Annotated in this window: 21 protein-coding genes; 8 read left to right on the top strand and 13 right to left on the bottom strand. The window is 38.1% G+C overall.

All coding sequences use genetic code 11. From position 1 onward, the window contains the following. Nucleotides 1–125: 125 nt before the first annotated feature. A complete protein-coding gene (locus tag EHQ52_RS12265) occupies nucleotides 126–2,183 on the top strand; it encodes a PP2C family protein-serine/threonine phosphatase (RefSeq protein ID WP_135615429.1) in 2,058 nt (685 codons plus the stop codon). On the opposite strand, the gene EHQ52_RS12260 is transcribed toward EHQ52_RS12265, so the two are convergent. From EHQ52_RS12260 to EHQ52_RS12250, 3 genes are all read right to left on the bottom strand, one after another. Next, the gene (locus EHQ52_RS12260) at nucleotides 2,180–3,421 is read right to left on the bottom strand and encodes an SMP-30/gluconolactonase/LRE family protein (RefSeq protein WP_135615428.1); all 1,242 of its coding nucleotides are present in this window, start codon (nucleotides 3,419–3,421) and stop codon (nucleotides 2,180–2,182) included. The genes EHQ52_RS12265 and EHQ52_RS12260 overlap by 4 nt on opposite strands. After that, the gene (locus EHQ52_RS12255) at nucleotides 3,418–4,305 is read right to left on the bottom strand and encodes a M24 family metallopeptidase (protein ID WP_135615427.1); all 888 of its coding nucleotides are present in this window, start codon (nucleotides 4,303–4,305) and stop codon (nucleotides 3,418–3,420) included. Before EHQ52_RS12255 ends, EHQ52_RS12260 begins: the two co-directional genes overlap by 4 nt. An 86-nt stretch (nucleotides 4,306–4,391) precedes the next feature. After that, nucleotides 4,392–5,138 (bottom strand): helix-turn-helix transcriptional regulator, encoded by a 747-nt coding sequence (locus EHQ52_RS12250; RefSeq protein WP_135615723.1) that lies wholly within the window; start codon nucleotides 5,136–5,138, stop codon nucleotides 4,392–4,394. A 252-nt stretch (nucleotides 5,139–5,390) separates the two neighbouring features. On the opposite strand from EHQ52_RS12250, the gene EHQ52_RS12245 reads away from it, so the two are divergent. The 6 genes from EHQ52_RS12245 to EHQ52_RS12220 all read left to right on the top strand — a co-directional run bounded on the left by EHQ52_RS12245 (nucleotide 5,391) and on the right by EHQ52_RS12220 (nucleotide 11,446). Beyond that, the gene (locus EHQ52_RS12245; protein ID WP_135615426.1) at nucleotides 5,391–6,491 is read left to right on the top strand and encodes a hypothetical protein; all 1,101 of its coding nucleotides are present in this window, start codon (nucleotides 5,391–5,393) and stop codon (nucleotides 6,489–6,491) included. A gap of 66 nt (nucleotides 6,492–6,557) precedes the next feature. After that, nucleotides 6,558–7,736 carry an NnrS family protein gene (locus EHQ52_RS12240; protein WP_135615425.1) on the top strand — a complete coding sequence of 393 codons (1,179 nt, stop codon included), beginning with the start codon at nucleotides 6,558–6,560 and terminating at the stop codon, nucleotides 7,734–7,736. A gap of 75 nt (nucleotides 7,737–7,811) precedes the next feature. After that, nucleotides 7,812–8,810, top strand: a complete 999-nt coding sequence (locus tag EHQ52_RS12235; protein WP_135615424.1) for a sterol desaturase family protein — start codon at nucleotides 7,812–7,814, stop codon at nucleotides 8,808–8,810. Nucleotides 8,811–8,915: 105 nt separating this feature from the next. After that, nucleotides 8,916–9,368, top strand: a complete 453-nt coding sequence (locus EHQ52_RS12230; RefSeq protein WP_135615423.1) for an LIC_11090 family protein — start codon at nucleotides 8,916–8,918, stop codon at nucleotides 9,366–9,368. 78 nt (nucleotides 9,369–9,446) lie between these two features. Beyond that, nucleotides 9,447–10,229 carry a hypothetical protein gene (locus tag EHQ52_RS12225; RefSeq protein WP_135615422.1) on the top strand — a complete coding sequence of 261 codons (783 nt, stop codon included), beginning with the start codon at nucleotides 9,447–9,449 and terminating at the stop codon, nucleotides 10,227–10,229. Between the two features lie 59 nt (nucleotides 10,230–10,288). Further along, complete coding sequence (locus EHQ52_RS12220; protein WP_135615421.1) at nucleotides 10,289–11,446, top strand: transporter; 1,158 nt, start codon at nucleotides 10,289–10,291, stop codon at nucleotides 11,444–11,446. Between the two features lie 51 nt (nucleotides 11,447–11,497). On the opposite strand, the gene EHQ52_RS12215 is transcribed toward EHQ52_RS12220, so the two are convergent. The 7 genes from EHQ52_RS12215 to EHQ52_RS12185 are packed head-to-tail and all read right to left on the bottom strand — an operon-like array spanning nucleotide 11,498 to nucleotide 17,689. Further along, a complete protein-coding gene (locus tag EHQ52_RS12215) occupies nucleotides 11,498–12,283 on the bottom strand; it encodes an ABC transporter permease (protein WP_135615420.1) in 786 nt (261 codons plus the stop codon). Next, nucleotides 12,280–12,987 carry an ABC transporter ATP-binding protein gene (locus EHQ52_RS12210; protein ID WP_135615419.1) on the bottom strand — a complete coding sequence of 236 codons (708 nt, stop codon included), beginning with the start codon at nucleotides 12,985–12,987 and terminating at the stop codon, nucleotides 12,280–12,282. Before EHQ52_RS12210 ends, EHQ52_RS12215 begins: the two co-directional genes overlap by 4 nt. Further along, nucleotides 12,984–14,276 (bottom strand): nitrous oxide reductase family maturation protein NosD, encoded by a 1,293-nt coding sequence (locus EHQ52_RS12205; protein ID WP_135615418.1) that lies wholly within the window; start codon nucleotides 14,274–14,276, stop codon nucleotides 12,984–12,986. Before EHQ52_RS12205 ends, EHQ52_RS12210 begins: the two co-directional genes overlap by 4 nt. Further along, complete coding sequence (locus EHQ52_RS12200; protein ID WP_135615417.1) at nucleotides 14,260–14,700, bottom strand: nitrous oxide reductase accessory protein NosL; 441 nt, start codon at nucleotides 14,698–14,700, stop codon at nucleotides 14,260–14,262. Before EHQ52_RS12200 ends, EHQ52_RS12205 begins: the two co-directional genes overlap by 17 nt. Further along, nucleotides 14,687–15,295, bottom strand: coding sequence for a hypothetical protein (locus EHQ52_RS12195; protein ID WP_135615416.1), 609 nt, complete (start codon nucleotides 15,293–15,295; stop codon nucleotides 14,687–14,689). The genes EHQ52_RS12200 and EHQ52_RS12195 overlap by 14 nt, the downstream gene beginning before the upstream one ends. Nucleotides 15,296–15,307: 12 nt before the next feature. Further along, complete coding sequence (gene nosZ, locus EHQ52_RS12190) at nucleotides 15,308–17,188, bottom strand: Sec-dependent nitrous-oxide reductase (RefSeq protein WP_244244890.1); 1,881 nt, start codon at nucleotides 17,186–17,188, stop codon at nucleotides 15,308–15,310. A 54-nt stretch (nucleotides 17,189–17,242) separates the two neighbouring features. Beyond that, nucleotides 17,243–17,689, bottom strand: a complete 447-nt coding sequence (locus EHQ52_RS12185; RefSeq protein WP_135615414.1) for a c-type cytochrome — start codon at nucleotides 17,687–17,689, stop codon at nucleotides 17,243–17,245. Nucleotides 17,690–17,903: 214 nt separating this feature from the next. Here EHQ52_RS12185 and EHQ52_RS12180 point away from each other — a divergent pair, with 214 nt between their 5' ends. Continuing rightward, nucleotides 17,904–18,527: a Crp/Fnr family transcriptional regulator gene (locus EHQ52_RS12180; RefSeq protein ID WP_135615413.1), complete on the top strand. Its 624-nt coding sequence runs from the start codon at nucleotides 17,904–17,906 to the stop codon at nucleotides 18,525–18,527. A 24-nt stretch (nucleotides 18,528–18,551) separates the two neighbouring features. Here the strand turns inward: EHQ52_RS12180 and EHQ52_RS12175 are convergent, their stop codons facing one another. The 3 genes from EHQ52_RS12175 to EHQ52_RS12165 form a co-directional block, all read right to left on the bottom strand. Next, on the bottom strand, nucleotides 18,552–18,986 hold the full coding sequence (locus EHQ52_RS12175) for a copper resistance protein CopD (protein ID WP_244244852.1): 435 nt from the start codon (nucleotides 18,984–18,986) through the stop codon (nucleotides 18,552–18,554). A 68-nt stretch (nucleotides 18,987–19,054) separates the two neighbouring features. After that, entirely contained in the window at nucleotides 19,055–20,788 is a 1,734-nt protein-coding gene (locus tag EHQ52_RS12170; protein ID WP_135615411.1) for a thiamine pyrophosphate-binding protein, read from the bottom strand. Nucleotides 20,789–20,803: 15 nt separating this feature from the next. Continuing rightward, complete coding sequence (locus EHQ52_RS12165; protein ID WP_135615410.1) at nucleotides 20,804–22,432, bottom strand: FAD-binding dehydrogenase; 1,629 nt, start codon at nucleotides 22,430–22,432, stop codon at nucleotides 20,804–20,806. Nucleotides 22,433–22,545 lie beyond the last annotated feature (113 nt).

The raw sequence follows: 22,545 nt of genomic DNA, 5'->3' as shown, positions 1-22,545 counted from the left end.
GAAAAAACGAGTCGTTTAACCCGAGTTTCCGTTCCTAAAAAAAATCCGATCTGAGTATTTTTAGCTATCAGAAATCTGCACAGAACATAAGCCTATTGAAATTTCTCAGCAGGAAGATCCGGATTTTGGGCAAGAATAGAATACCGCATTGGTTCTTAGGATCTATACTATTCTTCTTTTTTTTAGGCTGCCAACCAGGAAAAGAAAACCCAAAAGTCATACAAGGCATCCTCGACCTCAGGCAATGGAATTTCCAAACAGATGGCAATATAAGTCTAGATGGAGAATGGGAATTTTATTGGAATGAGCTTCTTCCCAATTCCAAACCTAAAGAACCATCATCCTCAATCTCTTATCTAAAAGTGCCTGCAAAATGGGACAAAGGACGTAACGTCACTCATAAATACCCGAGCTATGGTTTTGCGAGTTATAGGGCGAAAGTATTATTACCCGAAGCAAATACTCAGCTCAGCCTTAAGATCTCTTCTATTAGTTCCTCTTATGTTTTATTTGTGAATGGAAAAGAGATCTCGAAAGGAGGGAATGTAGGGAAAGAAGAATCTGAATATTCTCCCGGTTATAAACCAGGGGTCTTTAGTTTTATATCAGACAAACCAGAGTTGGAAATCGTGATACATGTTTCGAATTTCAAATATTCGAACGGCTCCGGGATCTGGAATCCAATCCAGTTAGGTAGTATAACCGATATACAACAAGTTTCTCTAAGAGCCACCATGTTGGATTCTATCACATTCGGGACCTTGTTTGTGATGTCATTATATCATTTTACTTTTTATCTGATGAGAAGAAGGGACCCTTCCGCCTTATTTTTTGCATTACTCTGCTTGTGTATCGCTTTTAGAGTTTCTTTTTATGGAGAAAGGATCTTTTATAATGTATTCCCAATTTTCAGAAACTATGAGTTTTCAGTAAGAGGAGAGATACTATTCTTATTTTTACTTCTGCCAGGTACAATTTTATATGTACAATCCATATTTAAGGAGCAATTCAGAAAGGATAAAGTATTTAATATTATATTTTATTTAAGTCTTCTTTTAGTTTTCTCCGCCGCTTTCTTCCCTACAAAATTATACACTATGTCCATCTTCATTAATTCTTTAGAAGTAATGATGCTTGGGATTTTGACCTATTTATTTTTCAGATTAGCATTCATGTCAATAAAAGGGGTAGAAGGAGCCAGAATCTGTTTTTTCAGCCTCGTAGTAAATCTGATCACAGTAGCAAATGATGTTCTATATTTAAATAAGTTTATAGATTCTTTCTATATGGTCCATTATGGAGTCTTAGCTCTTGTTCTTTCTCAATGTGTATTACTTGCCTATAGATTCTCCAAAGGATTTGTGCTTGCGGAAGATCTGGGAGTAGAACTTAAAAAACTAAATGTAAATCTGGAACAGATCGTAGTTGAAAGAACGGAAAATCTAAATGAGTCTTTGAAACTTTTAAAAGGAGATCTTTCTCTCGCTAAAAAGTTACAGCAGAAAACCTTACCTACTCTCAATCTAAATGGTAAGAACGTTTCCATTCATCCATACTATCTTCCTATGTCAGAAATAGGAGGAGATTACTATGATATTTTCGAACTGGAACCCGGTTATTTCCGTTTGTTCTTAGTGGACGCGACAGGACATGGTGTACAAGCGGCACTTCTTACAATGACTATTAAGGCAGAATTTGAGAGTATTAAGTTCGTCAAAGACCAACCTTCTCGAATATTAGAATTATTAAATGCAGCTTGTTGTCAGAAATACAGAAGTATTAATATCATATTCTCTGCGGTTTTAGCTGATATAGATTTGAATAATAATGTTCTGTATTATTCTTCTGCGGGACATCCTCCTCAAGTTTTGAAACAAAAACAAGAAGGCGCAGATTATCTGTATTCAAGAGGGCCAATTATAGGCCTTAAAAAGGAAGCTACTTATAAAAATGTGACCGTACCTCTTCTTCCAGGAAACAGGATCTTTTTCTTTTCGGATGGTATTTTTGAAGAATTCGACCAAGAGAAAAAGGAATTTGGAGAGAATCGGGTTCTATCTATTTTGAGCAGGAACACAGGCATCCAGGAAGTGGCAGAAGATTTGATCTCGGAACTACAAATTTTTGTAGGCCCGAGAGGATTCCAGGATGATGTTACTCTACTTGCAGTGGAAGTTCATTAGAATTCTTTAATTTTCAAAGAAGATACAGGCAAAGAATACAAACCTCTGGAAGTTTTGTCGAAAGAAGGAAAATAGACCCTGTCTTCGAACGGAACTGAAACAGAGATGTCCTTAATCTTAGAACCATCATGCATCGAATAATAGAGAGGTTTCTTGCCACTCGGATCGATTACAAGTATTCCTGTATTATGAGAAATAGGCAGGATCTTTTGAGGCAACGATAAGATTACTTTCTTAAGCCAAGGATTCTTATGGATAAAATTGACAAGCCCAGATCTTTTTTTGATAATTCCAGTCCAGATCCTTCCTTTATCATCTCGTTCCAGTCCATCAGCGAGACCGGGCAGATTTTCAAATAGCACTTCTGAACTTCCTTGATCTTTTCCAGATAAAAAGGCTCTAATGATCCTAAACTTAGTGGTTTCAGTAAATACAACCGACTCTTCTTTTCCATCTGGGCTTTTTTCTAGAAGTATCCCATCCACAAATGTAAAACCAGTTAACACAAGTGAGATAGTATTCTTGTGTCGATCCAACATCCAAAGTTTTCCATGAGGATAAAGACCAATTGCTTCAGGCACTGCACCACTGCCCATAGCCGCATCAACCCTTTCGAAAGGTTCCGTTATATAGATACGATTTCCATCTTCGGATGCTGCCAGATCATTACATAAAGAAAATGGTCTCGAATTAGAAGAGTTTAGATCTTGAAGACTTACACCATGCATCTCAGAAAAAGAATATACTTTTTCCAATTCTTCTTTTTTTAATTTAGGAAGATCTAAAATGATTGGATCTACCTTTTTAGTTTCAATATCTACTTCGTAAAGTCCTACTCTATTTTTTTCCTCGTAGATTTCTCCCCCGAGTCTGGAAGCACACACTAAAATTTTATTCTTAGCCTTACTCGAATATTGCATTCCGGCAGGATTAACTGGTGGCTTTACCCATTGCTCTGCTTTTCCAGTTTTAAAATTTAGTCTCCAGATCCAACCATCCATTCCGGAAGCATATCCAAATCCTTTAGAAGGATCAAATATTAGATCATCATGACCAGGTAAATCAGTCATCTCCACTTTTAGGTTAGTTGTAAATGGATCCTGCTTGTCCTGGACTTCTAAAATGGAAGCAGGTACTTCTCCTAATTTATAAGGCTCCCCTATTTTAATTTGGGATGGCCCGCACGAGATAGTGATGGAGATAATTATGAATATTATGATTTTATGATTAAACTTCATACTGCTTCCAATAATTTACTGTATTTTTTTACATGAGGAACTTCTTCGTCCAACCAATACGCCTTATCCTTTTCTACTACAAGGATCTCTTCGAATTTAAAACCAGTTTTTCCTCTTCCTAAATGGGGTTCTATCGCCCAAAGACCAGTCCTATCTCCCTCATGATCCGGAGTCAGAAGTTCTGGTAGCACCTTATGGCTTAAAAACTCAAAAGATCCTTGCAGACTGAACCAACTTGCAAAACTAACAGGCAATATTGGAAAAGAAATATTAGGTAAATGAACTTTATACACTCTATGCCCAAGCACTGCAAATGGATACAACGCATGGACATTATCAAATCCATTTTGTTTTGAGTCCTGATCTATCTTATGCCAAATTTCAGAAGAACTCATAGAAGAAGAAAATAGTTTAGGAAGTTCTGATCTAAGTTTTAATAGATATCTCATTCCATTATCCAATTCAGGATTTTTATTCAAGGAAGAAGAATATCCTATATCACCAATATAACCATCCACAACGGGAGACACATCTAAGATGAAAGATTCGTTTGCTTGTAATCTTCTTTTGCTCGGATGAAATTGAGTGAATCTTTTGTAACCATCAAATCTTGCGTGTTCTCCAAACCATGCAAAAGGACGATGTAGGAACACTTTGACTCCATGATCTTTTAAGAATGTTTCCATTCGTTTCACTGCTTGTTTTTCGGTCCAACCTTCTTGTATTTCCTTTTCTGTCTCGGTAACACATTGGTAGGCCAATCTTTGTGCTTTTAAAAATCCTTCCTTTTCTTCTTGGGTAGGAATGTGGATAGATTTGGAAGTGTATCTGGAAATTTTGGAGGAAAGTTTGGATAATAATCCTCTTTTTCTTTCTAATGGCATATAGTTTCTCTAAGCTCGGATAGAAAGAAGAGTAACAGAGAGTGGAAACTTCTGCTTGAATGATTCCGGTATTAGTAGGATTTTTATTAGATCAAATCACCTGATTCACAAAACCGAACTTCAATCGCTTTTAGATGCCCGAAAAATAGAGAAGGAACAAATCCAAAATTCTCCTTAAAGGTTCTAGTAAAATGAGCTGAGTCGGAGAAACCTGCAGAATGTGCCGCTTCTGTAAGGCTCTTTCCTTCTTTCAAAAGTTTTGCTGCTTCTAAGATACGGACCCATAATAAATATCTACGCATTGGTATCCCAAGATTTTCTTTGAAAAGACGAATAAGCCTGTCTTCTGATACAGAAAAATTTTTACCGATCTCCTTCATTCGAATACTATCAGGCATTTCCTTACGGATCATATTAGCGATCTGAATGATCCTTTCATCCATTACCTTTTCCAATTTTTGAAAAGGATAAATAGACCTAAGTAGATCTAAATGTAATTCCCAGGCTTCTTCATCGTTTAATTTTCCGTAATATAATTCCCATAACTTTTCGACCAGAGGTAAGAAAGGAGAAATATCTAACTTCTTCACTTCTCCTACTTTTGCGAACTCTGAGATGGATGAATATTCGTAGGTTTCCGGATCTATGAGCAAAGCAATCATCTCTACTCCGGGAGAAACAGTTTTATGATATGTATTTGGCCCGACCAAGGCCACACGATATTCTTCTTTTCCTTTTTCAGTTTCTATATGGATATTATCTTTTAAAGAGATAGCCAAAGTGGCTGCATAATGAGTATGGAAATCTGTCTGCATTGAATTTGTTGCAAACATCACACGACCATTCCATAGATATACAATTCCCCTAGTTTCAAAATCCATCTATGATCAAACTCACCATTCTTGTCCTAAAAGAAACAAGGAGAACGATTCTCATTGTAAAGAGAAGAAGATCAAGAAAAAAAGGTCATAGCCTATTTGGGCTATATTGCGATCCTTTCAAATTTTAATTTTGTTGTCCGTATAATACCCTAAAAATTCTATATTATTAGCTATTAAAAAGAAGGCTTGTCGGAATTTCGGATAATGTATCATCTTCTAATCTCTTTTACATTCTTTTTTGTAATATTCACATCCTGCTTCCAATCTTCCGGCGATCCTCAACAGAAGCAGCTTACTACACTTGCTGCTATCTCTGGAGTCTCTCTAGGTGGTGACCAAGACGAAATAATCCCGGCAGAAGCTCCAAAGATCGAAATTCTTTCTATCAGTCCTGAAAATTATAAGCCTGGAGATTTAATTACAGTTAATTATAAGATTACTCGGGTAGGCAGCGGAGAATGGATGGGGCCAATTGAATTTTATCTTACTGATCTTAATAATTGCATGGAATATTGCGAATCGATATTGGATACATCTAACGATCCATGGTTAATACAAGATCTAGGAAATTTTACGAGCTACTTTAATTCTACTTCTTGGCCTTACGGAAATTATAACTTTTCCCTTAGGATGTTTGGGAATGGCCAAACAGTAGCCAAGTCGAAACCATTAGAAAGTGTAATTACTCATGCAACTGCTTCCACATTGGTAATGAATGGCTCCGTTTTGAACGCAACGATAACTTCTTCATCAGATGAAAAACTCTTTAAATTGAATGTAGAATCGACGTATAAAGATTTTATAATAGGCATCTCAACTGGAGATATGCTCAGCAATGTTTCTCTTTATCCACCAGGTACTAACGGATCGAATCGGATGAATTACACAAGTGTTTCTTCCGGAAGTTCTATTCGATCAAAGGGTTCCGCATATTATCCTCAAACAATTGGAAATTACGAAATTTTAGCTTCAGACTCCTCCGGCTCATACCCTATTTCGTTTTCCATCCAAGCGAGGAATACACATGTGTCAGGAGGAGGAAGTTGCAATTATATAGGTTCTTTCTTTGAAAGTCTAGGCTGTTTAGATTTTAGCTCAGGCACTGCTATGAATACAGCAGAATGTGCAACTTTCCAAGGCGTTTGGAATGCCACTCAGACTTGTGCACAAAGAAACCCAGGACTCACTGTATTAAAAAAATGTACTAGATTTGAACGAATCGACTCCTCGAACTTTGAATTTCAGACCAAAGCATATTATTCGAGCACTTCCAATACAGGTATCAGCTGCACTGACGGCATATAGAGATTGATCTCTACTCTTTGATCCAGATCAAAGACAAAAGAAGGTTCCTTTCTTATAATAGAGAGGATGAAATCATTTCTAAATTTTCGTTCTGCAATTTGGTCGGTTGCCTTTCGTCCATTTTTTTTATTTAGTTCATTTCATGCTATATTCGCAGTTCTTATCTGGATCTTGATCCTATTTTCAATCATTCCTTCTCCATTTCTAACTGGAGGAATTCAGATACATTCTTACGAGATGGTCTTCGGTTTTGGACGTGGAATAATTATAGGATTCCTTTTTACTGCAGGTCAAAATTGGACAAAAAAAGTTTTGGCTAAAGAAGGATATTTAGCACTTCTATTCGGACTTTGGTTATTAGGTAGATTCGGATTCTTATCAAATCCATATCTTTCCTATATCGCACTTACTGCGGATCTGTATTGTGATCTACTGGTTCTCTTCTATCTAGCGCCTCCTTTATTCACGAAAGGCCAAGAGCATAATCGAGTTGTTGTGGTAACTTATTTCCTTTTGTTTTTACTTCATATTCTGACTGCATTTTCATTTCTAAATATTTTTCCGGAAGGATGGAGCTTACATTTCATTCATCTTTCTCTTTTCATAATACTTCAATTTGTGATCTTGATTGGGGGAAGGATTATGCCCTTCTTCTCTTCAGCAGCTATTCCGGGCTCAAATCCAAAACGATTTCTTAAATTAGAAAGTTTGATAAGATATGGAGGATTTCTATTCTTAACAATAGAAGCTTGCGCCTTCTGGTTTCCATCGATCGTTCCATTTGCAGGATTATATTGTCTTGCTTTCGGAATGTTAAACTATTCTCGTTGGCTTTTCTGGGAACCATGGAAATCCAGAAAGGTAGCTATCCTTTGGATCTTACATTCAGGTTATTTCTGGCTATGTACCGGATTTTTAGCGTATGGACTTTCTCATTTAGGATTTTTTCCTACTTCTTCCGCCTTTCATATCTTTACTGTAGGAGGGATAGGAGTATTCATTTATGGTATGATTACAAGAATCTCTCTTGGGCATACAGGTAGACCAATTAGAGCTTCTAAATCGATCGTATTCGGTTATATCTTGATAAACTTAGCGGTTATCGCCAGAGTGTTCCTTCCATTATTAAATAAATATAGAGAAGCTTATCTATTTTCTGCAATATTCTGGATAAGCGCATTTCTAATATTCGCAATTCAATATTCTGAAATTCTAATAAGTCCAAGAAGATTCGCCAGTTCCTGAGATTTTTCAGCTTTTCCTTCCAAAATTTAGATTTGACCGACTCCTTTCCCATAAGGAGAATTCAAATCGGGCTTTATGCAGGCATATTTCACGGAAATTTTTCGTTCTCTTCTTAGTCCGATACGGATTATATTTTTGCCTTCCGTAAAGATCTATTGGTTCTATATTCTAAGTTCGATCCTGATCACTCTTCTATTAATTGTATGGAGAGGATGGAAGGAAAAAGGATTTAGTTCCAAGAATTATTTTCGCGAAAACGTATCTAAGAAGATCTGGCTTCATGAATCTGCACTATTAGATTATAAATATTATTTAATAAACACTTTCTTATTCGCACTATTCTTCAGTTATTTCGTTATATCAGGGGCAAGTGTATCTAGTCTCCTCAGCGGATCTTTAGTTAAAATATTCGGGCAGACTAATTATTCTTTCTCTTCTCAAACATTCTTTATTTTTGTTTATTCGGTCTTATTTTGGCTCGCAAATGATTTTGGTAGATTTTTTGCTCATTGGCTTCTTCATAAAACGTTTCTCTGGGAGTTCCATAAGTTACACCATTCTGCAAAAGTGTTAAATCCCCTCACAGTCTATAGAGTACATCCTGTGGAAGCGATCTTAGTGAATTCATTAGGAGCTATTTGTTCTGGGATCATAACTGGGATCGCAGTCTTTCTATTTCCAAACGGGATCAATATGTTGTCTTTCTTAGGTGTGAATGCAGGAATATTTGTATTTAATCTATATGCGAATTTAAGACATTCCCATATAGGTCTTCGATTTCCTAGATGGTTAAGTAAAATACTATTAAGCCCAGCCCAACACCAAATCCACCATAGCACGGATATTGATCTTCAGAACAAAAACATAGGCGTATCCTTTGCTTTTTGGGACATTCTTTTCGGAAGTCTTTATATTCCAGAAGAAGGAGAAGCAGAACGTACAGTTTTCGGTTTAGAGGAAGAAGAAAATTCCAATTTCCGTAATATACTGAAGATCTACTTTTTACCGTTCGGAAAAATCCTCGGCCAACTTAAGAATACAATCCTTCTCCTTAAAAAAGAATCCAAATCTTGAGATAAATCAAAATCATATCAAAGCGTTTCAGTCTATTAAATTGATCGTGATCAATGCGTTTTATGCTCATACGGAGTTAAACTTAGTTCGTTAGAGTCTTTCGAGATGAAAACGATTACAACTTGGTTTTTAACTCTGATCTTTTTTCCACGCTTGCTTGTTCCTGCGGAAGGAATCGTATTCGAAAAATTGTTTTTAGGAAATTCCATCTGCCACTGTAATCATAATTCAAACAGAGAAACTCACCCAAGTAAGGAAGATAATTTTTTCAGCACGAAAACGGAACTAGTAAAATCAACTCACTATGGAAAACAAGAACGTCCGAACTGCCATTCTAATCCGGAAATAACCACGCATGAATGTGGATGTAAAAAAGAGAATTCAGATAGGCTCTTCTCTCAAATCAGGATTTTTTCCTATTATCTAATCGCTCCTTACATAAATATTATCCCTACTCTTGAATCTACTTGTAAAATGAAGGACGTATATTTCGGAGAATTGTCAAAAGCTTATAACCGAAAACTAAAACGCCCTCCTAAACATCTTTCCTTAGCTTAATCGTATCGTCTTCCAAGATTGCCTATTCTGTTTTGGAAGAATCTTATATGTATATTCATAATATAAAGGAAAGTAAATATGCTATCTCGCTATATTTCAACAACTGCGATCATTCTCGCATTCTTTCATTTCGACTGCTCCCAGTTGGGTTCTCTTTCAAACGGAACTTCTTCAGAACAACAGCTTATGCAAACCCTCGTTCTCGGAGTCGCAGCCAGGGAAGGATGTTCCATTCAAAGTTTAACTCCGATCTCGAATTCTCTCTCTTATGTGCATGCTAGGCGCACAAGATACGACATCCAAAACTGTTCTCCGAATGATTTAGAAAGTTTGGAATTTACCGGCAATACTTCTCAGCTGGAAAAAGGATTAAGTGGCAATTCCTCTGACTCAATATTTTATAGTTTGGGAAATGTTGTTCTTCCTAACTCAAGCGGAGGAACAAATTTAGAAGTTTCCTTCTCCTTAGAATCCGGTGGAAGCCTAACAGCTTATGTTTATGGTTCCGGAACTCCAATCTCTGGTCCTGCATTTCGGCTAACAAATTCCAGTAAAGAGCAATTCTATTCAGATATGTCAGGAAACTTTGAACTGGTAAGTAAGGGAACAGCAGCCTTATCTTCTGATACGAATTATACGTACTGCATCGATTTCCAATATACAAATTCGGAGCAATGGATCAATGCATGGCCGAAAGCTTGCTCAAAAGTGTCCCAATCGGAACGAAATTCAATGATGATGTTCCCTATCATGCAGATGATGAGTGTGCCTGTCTATTCCGGAAACAGGATAGGTTTCATCTTGAATGGGGCAAAACTAACGTCTTTTACGATCGGATCGATTTTGTCCCAAGTCGACTGATCATTCCACTGGGGCCGCTTAGCGGCCCTCTTTTTTGATCCAGATACTCGGAGGGAATCATGAAGTATCGCATTTCCATAATAGTCATTTTTATTATATTTTCTTTTCATAATATTAGTTCGAATGAGATCGATATTCCTAAAGCGGCTAAAGAGGTAGATCCTCACGCACATCACCACAAAGAATCCAACGACCAAGCCCATCAACATGAGTTAAGAGCGGATCAAATTTCCCCAGCAGGCCTAATGTTTCCTCATGTTCACAAAAAAGGTTCTTGGGTTTTAGATTTTCGTTATATGGGAATGCAAATGTCGGGATTACGAAACGGAAACAAATCTATGGGGACCTACGAGGCTTTATGGTTTCCTCAATTCGATCCAAGTGTTTCCATGCCCACCGGAAGTTTGTTAACGGGAGGGCCAAATATTCCTCAAACTTCCGTCAACGGGTATCGTTATATGTCGGTTCCTAAATCCATGTTAATGGAATCTTATATGACAAGCGCTATGTATGGAGTTTCAGATGACACTATGATCATGTTCATGGTCCCAGTCATAAAAAATCAAATGACGATGGAGACTAGCAATTTTGATTCCTCTGCAATGAAATCTGGAGGTGTAGGAGATATTTCTTTTTCTGCAGCTCATCGTATTCTAAAAAGGAATGATCACGAAATCTTTCTGAATTTTGGGCTCTCTCTTCCTACCGGGTCCATAGACGAAAGAGATTGGATGCCGATGATGGGAAATCAAAAAGTCCCTTATAATATGCAACCTGGAACAGGAACGATCAATTATTTACCAGGAATCGGATATTCAGGAAAATCAGATCGATTTTCTTGGGGATTAGGAGCCAACGCAAATCTACGCAGCTCCAAAAATCAAAACCAATATCGTTTCGGAAATGTTTATGAACTCAGTTCCTGGATCGCATATTCTTTATTTCCTTGGGCAAGCGTTTCCATTCGAGTGCAATCTGTTAATTGGGATAATATAAAAGGGCAAGATGGTTCATTGGATCCGAAAATGGATCCTCAAAACGATCCGAATCGACAAGGTGGCCATCGTACAGATGCGTTAGTCGGTATGAATTTCCTTTTAGAAGAAAGAATTCGATTCGGTTTTGAAGCAGGAAAACCTTTTCACCAACATTTGAACGGTCCTCAACTTGCAATGCAGACAATGTTCAATGTATTCGTCCGTTATGATTTGAATTGATACATAGTGCAGAAGGCCAGGATCAGTTTGTAATGAGGGCCTTCTGCTTATTTAGAAGTTTCGAACTAAAAATCTTTTATAAGAAATACTTAAAGGCATCATAATCCAAAATATTAAGAACAAACTAGATAGTAGGACTACTATTAGCGTTCCTAAACTTCTGATTAAAAATGCACCGGAGAATCCGAGTAAGACAGAAGCCTTTGTCTGTAAAATGATCAAAATCCTCACCAGATCAACTGGATTGAATAGAATCACAAGTAATGCGGGAATTTCCACCGGATAATCACCTAAATATATACTCAACATAAAAACGAATGAATCGAATAGTAAAAAGAAATATAACCAAACAAGCAAGGCACCGGAAACGATCAGCTCCCCTTTTTTAAAGAAGGAGGCTAATAAAAATCCCAAAGAAACGAATACTAAAATTAATATAGTTCCAAAAAAGATTAATTCAAAGAATAAGATCGCAAGCTTAGGTTCAATGAAAAGAAACGGTAGTCCTGGGAGTGTAAGTCCAACCAGGAAACTTAAAAAAAGAGACAAACTTACTCCGCAATATTTTCCAAAAAAATATTGAGTTCTCGTCAATGATTTGGAAAGAAGTACTTCTGCAAAAGGAAGTGAATCATTGAATGTTAATCCTGCAAACGTAATGGAGAATAAGGGAACTACAAATAAGACCAGATTCATCTGACTTACAACTAATCTTCCACCGCTTTCATCCCCGAAATAGTTGAGCGCTCCCGCAGAAATCGCAAGAAAGCCAGCAAATACAAACATCCATTTACTTCTGATATTTTCTTTTAGTTCGAATAAGATTAATTCATTCATCTTTTTACCGAATACTTAGTATTCCAAAATTCCATTAAAGCGTTCTGAAGATTTCCCTTATCTCTGTTCTTTACAAAATTTACAGGAGAATCATCGATCAATAAAGAACCTTCCGACATTAGTAAAAAACGATCAGCGACCTCTTCCACCTCGTTTAAGATATGGGTTGAAAAAACGATCAAGGCCCCTTCTCTCTTTTTTCTAAATAATATTTCTTTTAAAAGATTCGAAATATAAGGATCCAAACTCGCAGTAGGCTCATCCACTATGTAAACAGGTTTACGAATCGAAAAACATTGTAGAATATTTACTTTTTGCTTTGTTCCTCCTGATAAAGATCCAAACTTTATATTTTCATAATCCTTTAAACCGAGTAGATCAAATAATTCTTGAAATTCTTTCTGATCGGAAGATTCCAATTTTTTCAAAAAATCTACAAGCTCGGATACCTTTACATTTTTTGGAAACAAAGGAGCTTGGGGCATATATCCGATATTAGAGTTAGTGTGCCCTTCTTCTCCCTTAAATTCTATACGACCATAGATTGGGTTTACTAGGCCTACGATACTTTTGAGAACCGAACTTTTACCGGAGCCGTTGGGACCAATCAAAGAAAGAATATTTCCCGCTTCTGCGTGGAAGGAAATTCCTTTAACTGCGATTGATTTTCCATATTGAACGGTCAGATCTTTTACCTGCATCATACGTGACTCCTCATCCTTGGCTTTGGATCTTCCAGATCTATGGGAGTAACGATCGGAAATGCTTTTTCGATTGCTTGTAAAAAATTCACTACTGGAGAGTTATATAAAACCATTAGAAAAGGATAAACTACTACCCAATATCCGAAAAAATGAACAGGCTTATGGGGAATATCTCCAAATCTGTCTAAATCCAGATCATAACCGTCGTAACTATCCCAATAATTTTCTTTAAATAAATTCGTGGTATGTTTTGTATTTGTACTAATATCGAATACATTTTCCTTAAATTCGTTTTGTACAAATTGATTGGATTCACTATTACCCAAGATCCTTACTCCCCATCCGTTGTCTCTTAGATCATTGTGAGTAAAATAATTGCGATTGCATCCATCTGCAAAGATTGCAACAGTATTATGAACGAATGAGTTTTTTGTAAGAATACTCTCTGAGATTTCTTTTAACAAAAGTCCGTATGAACTATCCCCCCAGTTATTCTCGAAGCGGTTATTTTCGATCAGAATATTTTTGCTGTACATCACCGCAACTCCAGCCGAGTTGTTCTCAAACCTATTTCCTCTAAAATCATTGTCCGAAGAAAACATAAAATGCATTCCGTAGCGGATATTATCGTGTGAAAAATTTTCCTCTATCTTCAGATTACTCGAAAATTCTAGATAGATCCCATCTCTATGTTTTTTTAACTCATTCCCTTGTATCCTGATCGTTTTAGATGACCAAAGGTGGATTCCGTTCCCACCTGAGACTTCATTTATTGCATTACCCGAAGATATATTTCCTCGGACAGTACAATCTTCTACTTCTGCCAGATAGACCGCATATGCATTGTCCTCAAACTCATTATTTTCAATTAAACATGACTTTACATTTTCTGCATGAACTCCTGCGTACTCCGACGTATCTGAGACTCCACTACCTCTAATACTCAATCCGCGAATTACGACATTATTCGATCGGATATCTAATACATGTTTTTCTTTTTTGCCATCTAAGATAACGCTATTAGAACCTTCCAAAACCAATGGTTTCGAAATCGATATCATACCTTCTTGATAGACACCTTTTCTGATCCGGATCGTATCTCCAGAATTTGCGGAATCAATTGCAGTTTGAATGGAAGAAAATTTACAATTCTCCTTACATACTTCTATATCTTTGGAAAAAATATCAGAAGATGTTAAACAAAAGAAGAAGCAGAAAGTTGTAACGAATCGTGAATATCCAAAACTGATCCGAGAATTTTCAGGATGCCAATCAATGATCTTTTTCATTGTTTCGACTCCAGATAGAGCCTTTATGTGTATTCAGAAATTCTTTTGCTCGATCTATTGAGGAAAATGCAGCAAGTCCTTCTCCCATAGGGGAACGCAGTTCTGACGAACTGACTAATACGGCTATATCTTCAGAAATCATTTTGTCCGGATTTTCAAAATCTGCAAACCAAACAGATCCGGATGAATATCTAGCGGACTTCTTGAAAGAATGAGAACATTCAATTGAATCGAAATAGTATCTTCTTCCCTTTTCGGTTAATAGCTGCGCATGAAAACGTTTGTCTACGATTGCCATGGAACAATGTGCGCAAAGTTCTCTCCCGAATTCAGGAAATATCGGTTCTCTTTTAGAACAGAAAACCGAAATCGAAACTAACGAGGACAAGATGATCACTGGCAAACCGGTCCTAGTACGAAACATCTCCCCTCCTTCTCTCATCCCATATAATATAGATAAGAATTCCAAGCGACGCAAACAGAATGACCCCTCCCCAAGAAGGAAAACTACAGGCTGTGATATTCAACATTTCCTTACATCCCAAAAGTGGAGGCTGGTATGCCATACCCGGAACCACAATCGGAGCTTCAGGATTAAGATTATGGCCGTAATTATATTCCCATCTCCAGAAATCATACATTCCGAGAATCCCTAATATTATAATATTTAGAATTCCTAAAATAACCATATACGATTTCGAATGAAGAAATGTTACGAATGCTCCAAAGATCAGAAATCCCAAAACATAGGGCATAAACAAAAGTTCCGGAACAGATTCCGAAACAATTTCGTGCATTCCTATATAATGATTTAGCAAATTAATATTCTGAAGATCATAAGTAGAAGCACCTGTGATCTTATTGATCCAGATCTTCATTCCCAAACCTTCCGGATATTGAGGAGCGGCTAATGAGATATGCCAGATAGGCAAAATATAAACTGATAAAAGCAAAAGACCGACTCCTAAAATCAGGAGCCGGTTCGTTTTGCAGATCTTCTTTAATAGAAGTTCCTGCATAAAATCCCTCGTTTAAGGAAGCACCCTTATGTACTGCTGCATTTCTTGGTGAAGAGCCGAACAGAAATCAGTGCAGTAGAAAGGATATATTCCAGGCTTAGGCGCTTTCCATTTGAAAGTCCTGGTCTGTCCCGGCATGATCAGAAGGTTAGGCATCTCTGGCGCCCCACCCACTGCAAAACCGTGCGGAATATCAAAGTCTTGTTCCAAGTTAGTCACATGGAAGAAGACGGTATCCCCACTTCTTACTTCGATAGTGTCCGGTTTAAAGTGAGACCGTATCTGTGTCATATAAACACGTACGGTATTACCTTCCCGAACGACTCTCGCATCCTTCTCGTTTTTGATCGCGTAAGGATGTTTATTTTCTTCTAATGGATAAATTTTCGCAGCCTTATCCATAAGGAGTTTTGCAGGGATCATTTGTGAATAGTGAGGCTCTCCCACTGTAGGGAAGTCAGAAAGAAGTTCCGCCTTACCACCTGAGATATCATAGAGCTGAGCACTCTGGGGTAATTCCATACCTACAGGAAGATATCTATCTTTGGTGATCTTATTCAATGCGATCAGATATTTTCCATAAGGTTCTTTCGAACTACCGCCTACGATAGAAAGGTGACCAACACTATAGTAAGCAGGAAGATGTTGTTCTACTTCCCAGGTTCCCAATTCCCATTTTACAACTTCTGAACTTACGAAACAGGAAGTATAAGCATATCCCTTTCCATCAAACTCTGTGTGCAAAGGACCTAAACAAGGTTTCTTTACTTCTCCAGCAAGAGTGGATTCGTATTTTAGTATCGGGATATCCATGATCATTCCAGATCTATGTTCAGGTTTGTCTTTCACATCCATAAGTTTAGAGAAAGAGTGAACTGGAATAACCGTAGCGAGTTTTCCTCCACCAACTATATATTCTCCCGTAGGATCAACGTCTGTTCCGTGAGGACTCTTAGGAGTAGGCATATAATACATGACTCCAGGGCAATCCTTAGGTTGGAGCATTTTTACACCGCTCAACTTTTCGGAAATCACAGGTTGGTTCTCCGGTAGATAATTTCTATAATATTCTCCACCAAAGTTAGACGCCTTTCCTTGGTCCAGACATTGTTTAGCACGAACCCAATTGAATGCTAAGATATAGTCCTTATCATTCTTAGAAGCTCCTACTTCTATCATCTTATATGCTTGTTCAGAGTTATAAGATGTAAAGAAGCACCAGTCGTGAGATTTTCCTTTTCCACAGTGTGATAGATCGTAATCAAAACCGGGAACAAGTATCTGAAGTTCCAAAGAAAGTCTTCCTGATTTAGGATCTACCTTCACCATGGTGACTGTTCCTTTAAAATCTCCTTTAGAGAAATTTTCTACAGGAACACTTGCCTGAGGAATTGGTACGGAGAACCTAGTCGCTGCCATCAGATACTCAGTGTTTTCTGTAGCAAAAGGAGAAGCATGGTTACCCGCACTGTTAGGGATCTCAATGATCTCTTTTGTTTCAAAAGCTTTTAGATCGATCCGAGCAAGTCTAGGAGTGTTGTTTGCATTCAAAAACAACCAACGACCATCTTGTTTTCCATCTGTCATGGATGCTTCTATATGGTGGCTATCATCCCAAGGAATATACCCATGAGTAGTTCTAAGCATGTTCTTAGTTTCTTCATCATATCCATAACCATTCTCAGGAAAAACCGAGAAGACCGGAATGATCTTGAATAAACGGGTGGAAGGAATTCCATACACCGACATTTGACCGCTGAATCCCCCGGAGAGGAAAGCATAGACTTCATCCTTCTCTCCCGGCGCCACATACACACGCTTCGCGGCATCGGATGCGAGTGCAGCAGTTGCAGCCCCACCTTTACATCCGTACCCCAAACCGATGAAGATCATCAGTCCGATAGGCACAAGATTCCTGAATTTGTGTTTTTTCATTTTCTTCCTCCCTTATTTCTTATCCATTTTTCTAAGATATTCCAGGATCTCTCTGGCCTCAGATTCTTGAACGTTTTGGAATGTCATCTGAGTTAGATGTTCTGCGAGAAGTTCCTGAGCTATCGGATCCTTCTGAGTCATCTCTATTGGATTCAAGATCATATTCATGATCCACTCTGGAGTCCTTCTCTCAGTTACTCCCTTTAATGCAGGTCCTACGACCTTCTCTTCGAATTTATGACAGGCGCTACATTTAGTTTCGAAGTTTTGTTTTCCTTTTTGAGCCATCCCTTCATCAACTGCGCCTAACGTAACAGAAGTGACCGGCCCAATCCCTTTACTACCGACAGAACTCTCTGCTTCTGCCGGTTTTTCTTTCCCACAATAAGAGAAAGCGATTAAACCTAACAGTACCGGAGTGATCTTACTGAATTTTATGATATTCTTAATTATCTTCATAAACACCCGAGAGTCCGGATCTTTAGTTTTCTGCGATCAGAGCCTATGACCGGACTTCAACTCATCTAACTACGTTCGGAGAAGAAGCACCTTGACCCGGATCAATCAGACACAAAAGGCACCGATGATAATTGTCATACGGTCGGAAGATAGAGTTAACCGTTTTCAGATCGTCAAAACTTATAGAAAAGAATCGAATGAGAATGAGTAAGATATGGGATTAATGATCTTCGACGAAATATCTAAAGAAGAGATGTTATCTATCTTTTCAGGTGGAAGAAAACGTGTCCTTAAAAAAGACGAATTCTTATTTCATCAAGGGGATGAGACTGATTGTTTACATCTTCTAATAGAAGGTAAATTACAGATCTTCAAATATGATTCCAGTTCCAACGAGATCACTTTAAATTTTTTCAATCCTGTTTCATTGATCGCGGAACTTGCACTTATCAATGGGATCCCATTTCCTGCATCAGGTAAATTTGTAACAGATGGAGCAGTTCTTTCTCTTCCTTTTAAAGAGCTACGCGAAAGAATAAAAACCGATATCCCTTTAAACCATCTTTTGATCCAATCTTTGTTCAGTAAGATCCAAGCATTAAATCTTTCCATCAATCGCGGAATGACTATGGATTCCCTACAAAGAGTCGCTCACTTCTTATATTACCTACCTGAGAACCAAGCAACACTTGCACATTCTCAGATCGCATCCATGCTTGCATTAAGACCTGAAACTTTTTCCAGAGCACTTAAACAACTCAAGGACCAAGGAATTATAAATCCGGAAAGAGGATTAATAGAAGTGTTAAAGAAAGAAGAATTAAAAAACTTTTTCTAATAACCTATCAGGGCAGAAGGTCCGCTAAAAGCTAAAACCTCTAGAATACGCGAGTCCAAGGACTGCGATTAGCAAAGAGATCAGAAGATTGATCCGACCGAAAATGGATGCATATTTTCTGCTACGACTATCATATCTAACCCCTTTCTCCATGTCCTTAAATGCAGTTGGACCGATCAAAAAATCATGTAAGATCGAACTTAAAAGAAGAAGAAAGAACAAGATCATTTTTGCAAGAAAGATACTTCCATGAGCGGATATCCAGTAAGAAGTCTGGGAATACACCCCAAAATATCCCCTCAGATAGGCGATACTAAGGCCCGAACCGATCAATATTATAAATACATAATAAGAAATTTTTCTGAATTGTAACGCTATCTTAAGCAATAACAGAGTTTTCACATCTGAAAGTTCTTTATCTTTATATACCGGTCCAAAGATAAGCACAAAGAAAAGCATTCCGCCCACCCAGAAGGCAGCCGCGAAAAAGTGAAATAATAGAGCTATAAAATACATGAAAAGAAAGCTCAGCCAGTCAATTTTCTCCAAAGAGCACGCCCGATGAATCTGAATTTTTCTCCTAAAGGAAATCTTCCTAGATTTGCTTGAACTACCCCTTTCGTAAATCTAGTAGCCTTAGAATAATCTATCTTTATATCCACAATAACAGGTCTTCCTTCCTCTGAGATACGGAATGCCTGTTTAAGTACAGATTCTATGTTTTCATTTGATTTGAGAGAAAGATAAGCTGCTCCTGTTCCTTTGGCGATACCCTCTAATTGTAACTCTCCAAGTATCGTGCAAGTTTTACGAGAATATGGAATCTGTTGGCCTTGGGATATCTGGCTTAGCTCTCCATCATAAAACACACAAATCACTACCCCGATAGAATTTGTACTAGCAGTGAGTAACTCTAATCCGGTCATTAAAAATGCGCCGTCGCCTACAATACCTACAACATTACGATCCGGGTTTGCAATCTTTGCCCCTATAGATGCAGGCACACAATACCCCATAGAATTAAAATCACTAGGAGAGATAAATGTTTTAGAGCGGATCGCTGGAAATAATTCGGCGGCTAAGAAAGTATGATTCCCATCGTCCACAACTAGGATATCTTCTTCTTTCATTTGATTACGTAGTTCACTAAAGAAAATAGAAGGATTCACTTTATCCGGAACGGAATGTTTTTCCCATTCAACCTTATATTCTTTTTTCTTTTTCAGAATTAGGTCCTTCATTTTCTCGGACCCTATTTTCTGAATTCCTTCTTTTTTAAATTTCTCTAATATAGCACCCAATATATGTTTTGCGTCTCCTTCTAATTCAAATTTAGCAGGATAGTTTTTAGAGAATACATCCGGATTCACATCTATATGGATTAAATTTTCAGGCACCTTCATGCTAAAACTTCCGGTGGGGATCTCGGAGAATCTTGTTCCGATTGCCAATAAACAATCGCATTTTTCGAAAGCAGCTTCTCCCGCCGGAACAGAATAAGGACCAAAGCCCATTCCAGTATGAAGAGGATGATCTCCAGGAAATACGCTCAATCCTTGCAAGGTAGTTGCAACTGGAGCACCTATAAGTTCTGCGAGTTCGATCAGTTCTTTGGTCGCTTCTCTCGCTCCCCAACCCGCAAAAATCCCTGGTTGCGATGAATTTTTCAGAAGATCATACGCATTTTCTAACGCTGCCTCATCGATCTTCCATACATTCCTTTCAGGTGTGAACTTTGGAATATAGGATACATTCCCTGAAAATAGTTGTATATTTACCGGAATTTCTATAAAGACCGGCCCTGCTTCGTCTTCTGTTGCTATCTCATAGGCCTCGAATATGATTGGGATAATATCTTCATGAGTTTCTACTCGGAAGAATTTTTTAGTGATCCCTTTCAGAAAACCGGACTGATCAATTTGATGTAACTGGAATTTCCTTCCAGTATCTGTTCTCACTCCACCTGATATGATCAGCATTGGAATTCCATCCAAGTATGCTTCCCCTATACCACTTAATGCGTGAGTTGCACCTGCCGCAGGAACAATTACCAATGTTCCTATCGATTCAGAAGTTCTACTGATTGCGTCAGCCATAAATGCAGCTCCGCATTCGTGAGTAACAAGATAAGGAGTGATATTCTTGGAACTATTCAATTCATCGTACAATTCTGTATTATGGACACCAGGTATACCGAAAGTAAATTTTACCCCGATCTGCTCCAATGCATATACAATCAATTCTGCTCCGGTCTTCTTCATAATGATTCCTGTTATTTAAGGTTTTATAATAGAACGCGCGGCAATTCTAGAAGTAAGTATACAGCTTCCTAAGAAGGTCCCTTCAAGAGCGCCTTTTCCGTGGATTCCGCCACCGCCAAAGCCTGCGGCTTCGCCTACCGCATAGAGGCCTTCTATAGGATTTCCCTTAGAATCCAAAACCCTAGATCTTAGATCCGTTTGGATTCCCCCCATTGACTTTCGGGTAAGTATAAATTCACGTATCGCAATGAGAGGCATTGCTTTTCGATCTAGGATCTTTTGGAATTTGCAGGTTCTCGCGCGATCCCCGCGATAATTTCTAAGTTGTGTGATCCTTCTGAGTTGATCATCGTTATGGAATACTTCTCCCCTTTCGATCATCTCATCATATTCTAATATTGTTTTTTCCAATTGATCCGCATTGATGGAGTGATTTTCATTTAGTTGGTTCATCCCTTCTGCAAGTTCTGCAACTGAATCTGCCACCACGAAATCGGGACATTCAGAGCTGATCTTTTTTATAAAAGGTTCGTTCCCAAAAAAAACAGTTTTTAAAAATCCTAAGAAGTCCTTATTGCGGATAGAGTCGTTAAATTCCGAACCTGAAACAGCAAGTTCTTTAACTGCAATTTTCCAATTCATGATCTGCCAAGAGAACTTCTCTTCTTGAGCACAGATCCTTTCTACAAGATACTTAGTATCAAACCCTGTAACCAAAGGAATTGGCCCGATCCTTTCTCCCTTTGAATTCAACCAAAGTGCGGACTTTGGAGGAACCAAGCTGAGTCCTTCTCCTTCCCATTTGGGATCAGGATGATGAACACCAGCGGCGTAATTCCACATTTTATCTAAATGAGTTAAATTCGCTCCTATCTTTACAGAAGCAGTATGAAGATCTCCGATTGCAAATTTGTGGGAACCGTTCAGTATGATCTCTGGCGGTTTTCCAAGAGACTTAGGCCAATGTTTTCTGACCTTCTTCATGTCTCCCGCTATTCCACCGCTAGCTAGCACAGTATGTTCGGCAAGGATCTTGTAACTTCTTCCATCGGTTTCAGATTCAGCAATACAACCTTGGATTCTCTTTCCTGAACGGATCAGTTCCTTAGCCCTTGTCCCAAATAAAAAATGAAGTCGATTCAGGTTTTTATGAGAGTATAAATTTTTCTTTAAAGAGGACATCAAACTGTCTCCGGTTCCCCAAACCATATGAAATCTAGGAACACTATTTCCAGGCTTGAACATTCCCCTTTCCACCCAATGAACGACTGGAAAGAAACCGACAGATTTTCCCTTTAAATAGTAGAATATATCTTCTAAGGATCGGTTAACGTATTCTTGTGCCCAAAGTTTTGGGAACTTATCTTCTTTTGAAAATTCGGCTGTGGAATTCCAATCTGAAAGAGCTAAAGAAATATTATCTTTTATCCCATTCCACCTTTGGATCGGAGTATCCACCATAAAGATGCCGCCGAAAGAAAGTCGAGCAAGTCCACCTAATCGATCCTCAGAATCGCGATCCACTAAGATCACTCTCTTCCCGGCATCCAATAGATCCAAAGCGAGAACGATCCCGGCAAGGCCGCCCCCGATCACTAAAACTTCAGTAGATAATGATGTTTTTTCTTTCTGCCTGTCTTCCATTTACAGAATAAATTTTAACTGAAAATCTTTCAGAAGCAATTGATCGATATCAATGTGCGTATTAACATTTATCATGTTTAATAAGTTGTAATGAATTTCTTAAACTCGAAGTC

The sequence above is a fragment of the Leptospira koniambonensis genome (assembly GCF_004769555.1).
GTDB classification, from domain to species: domain Bacteria; phylum Spirochaetota; class Leptospiria; order Leptospirales; family Leptospiraceae; genus Leptospira_B; species Leptospira_B koniambonensis.
Note: the sequence above shows the minus strand (reverse complement) of the source record. Positions and strands in the feature narration are given on the sequence as shown.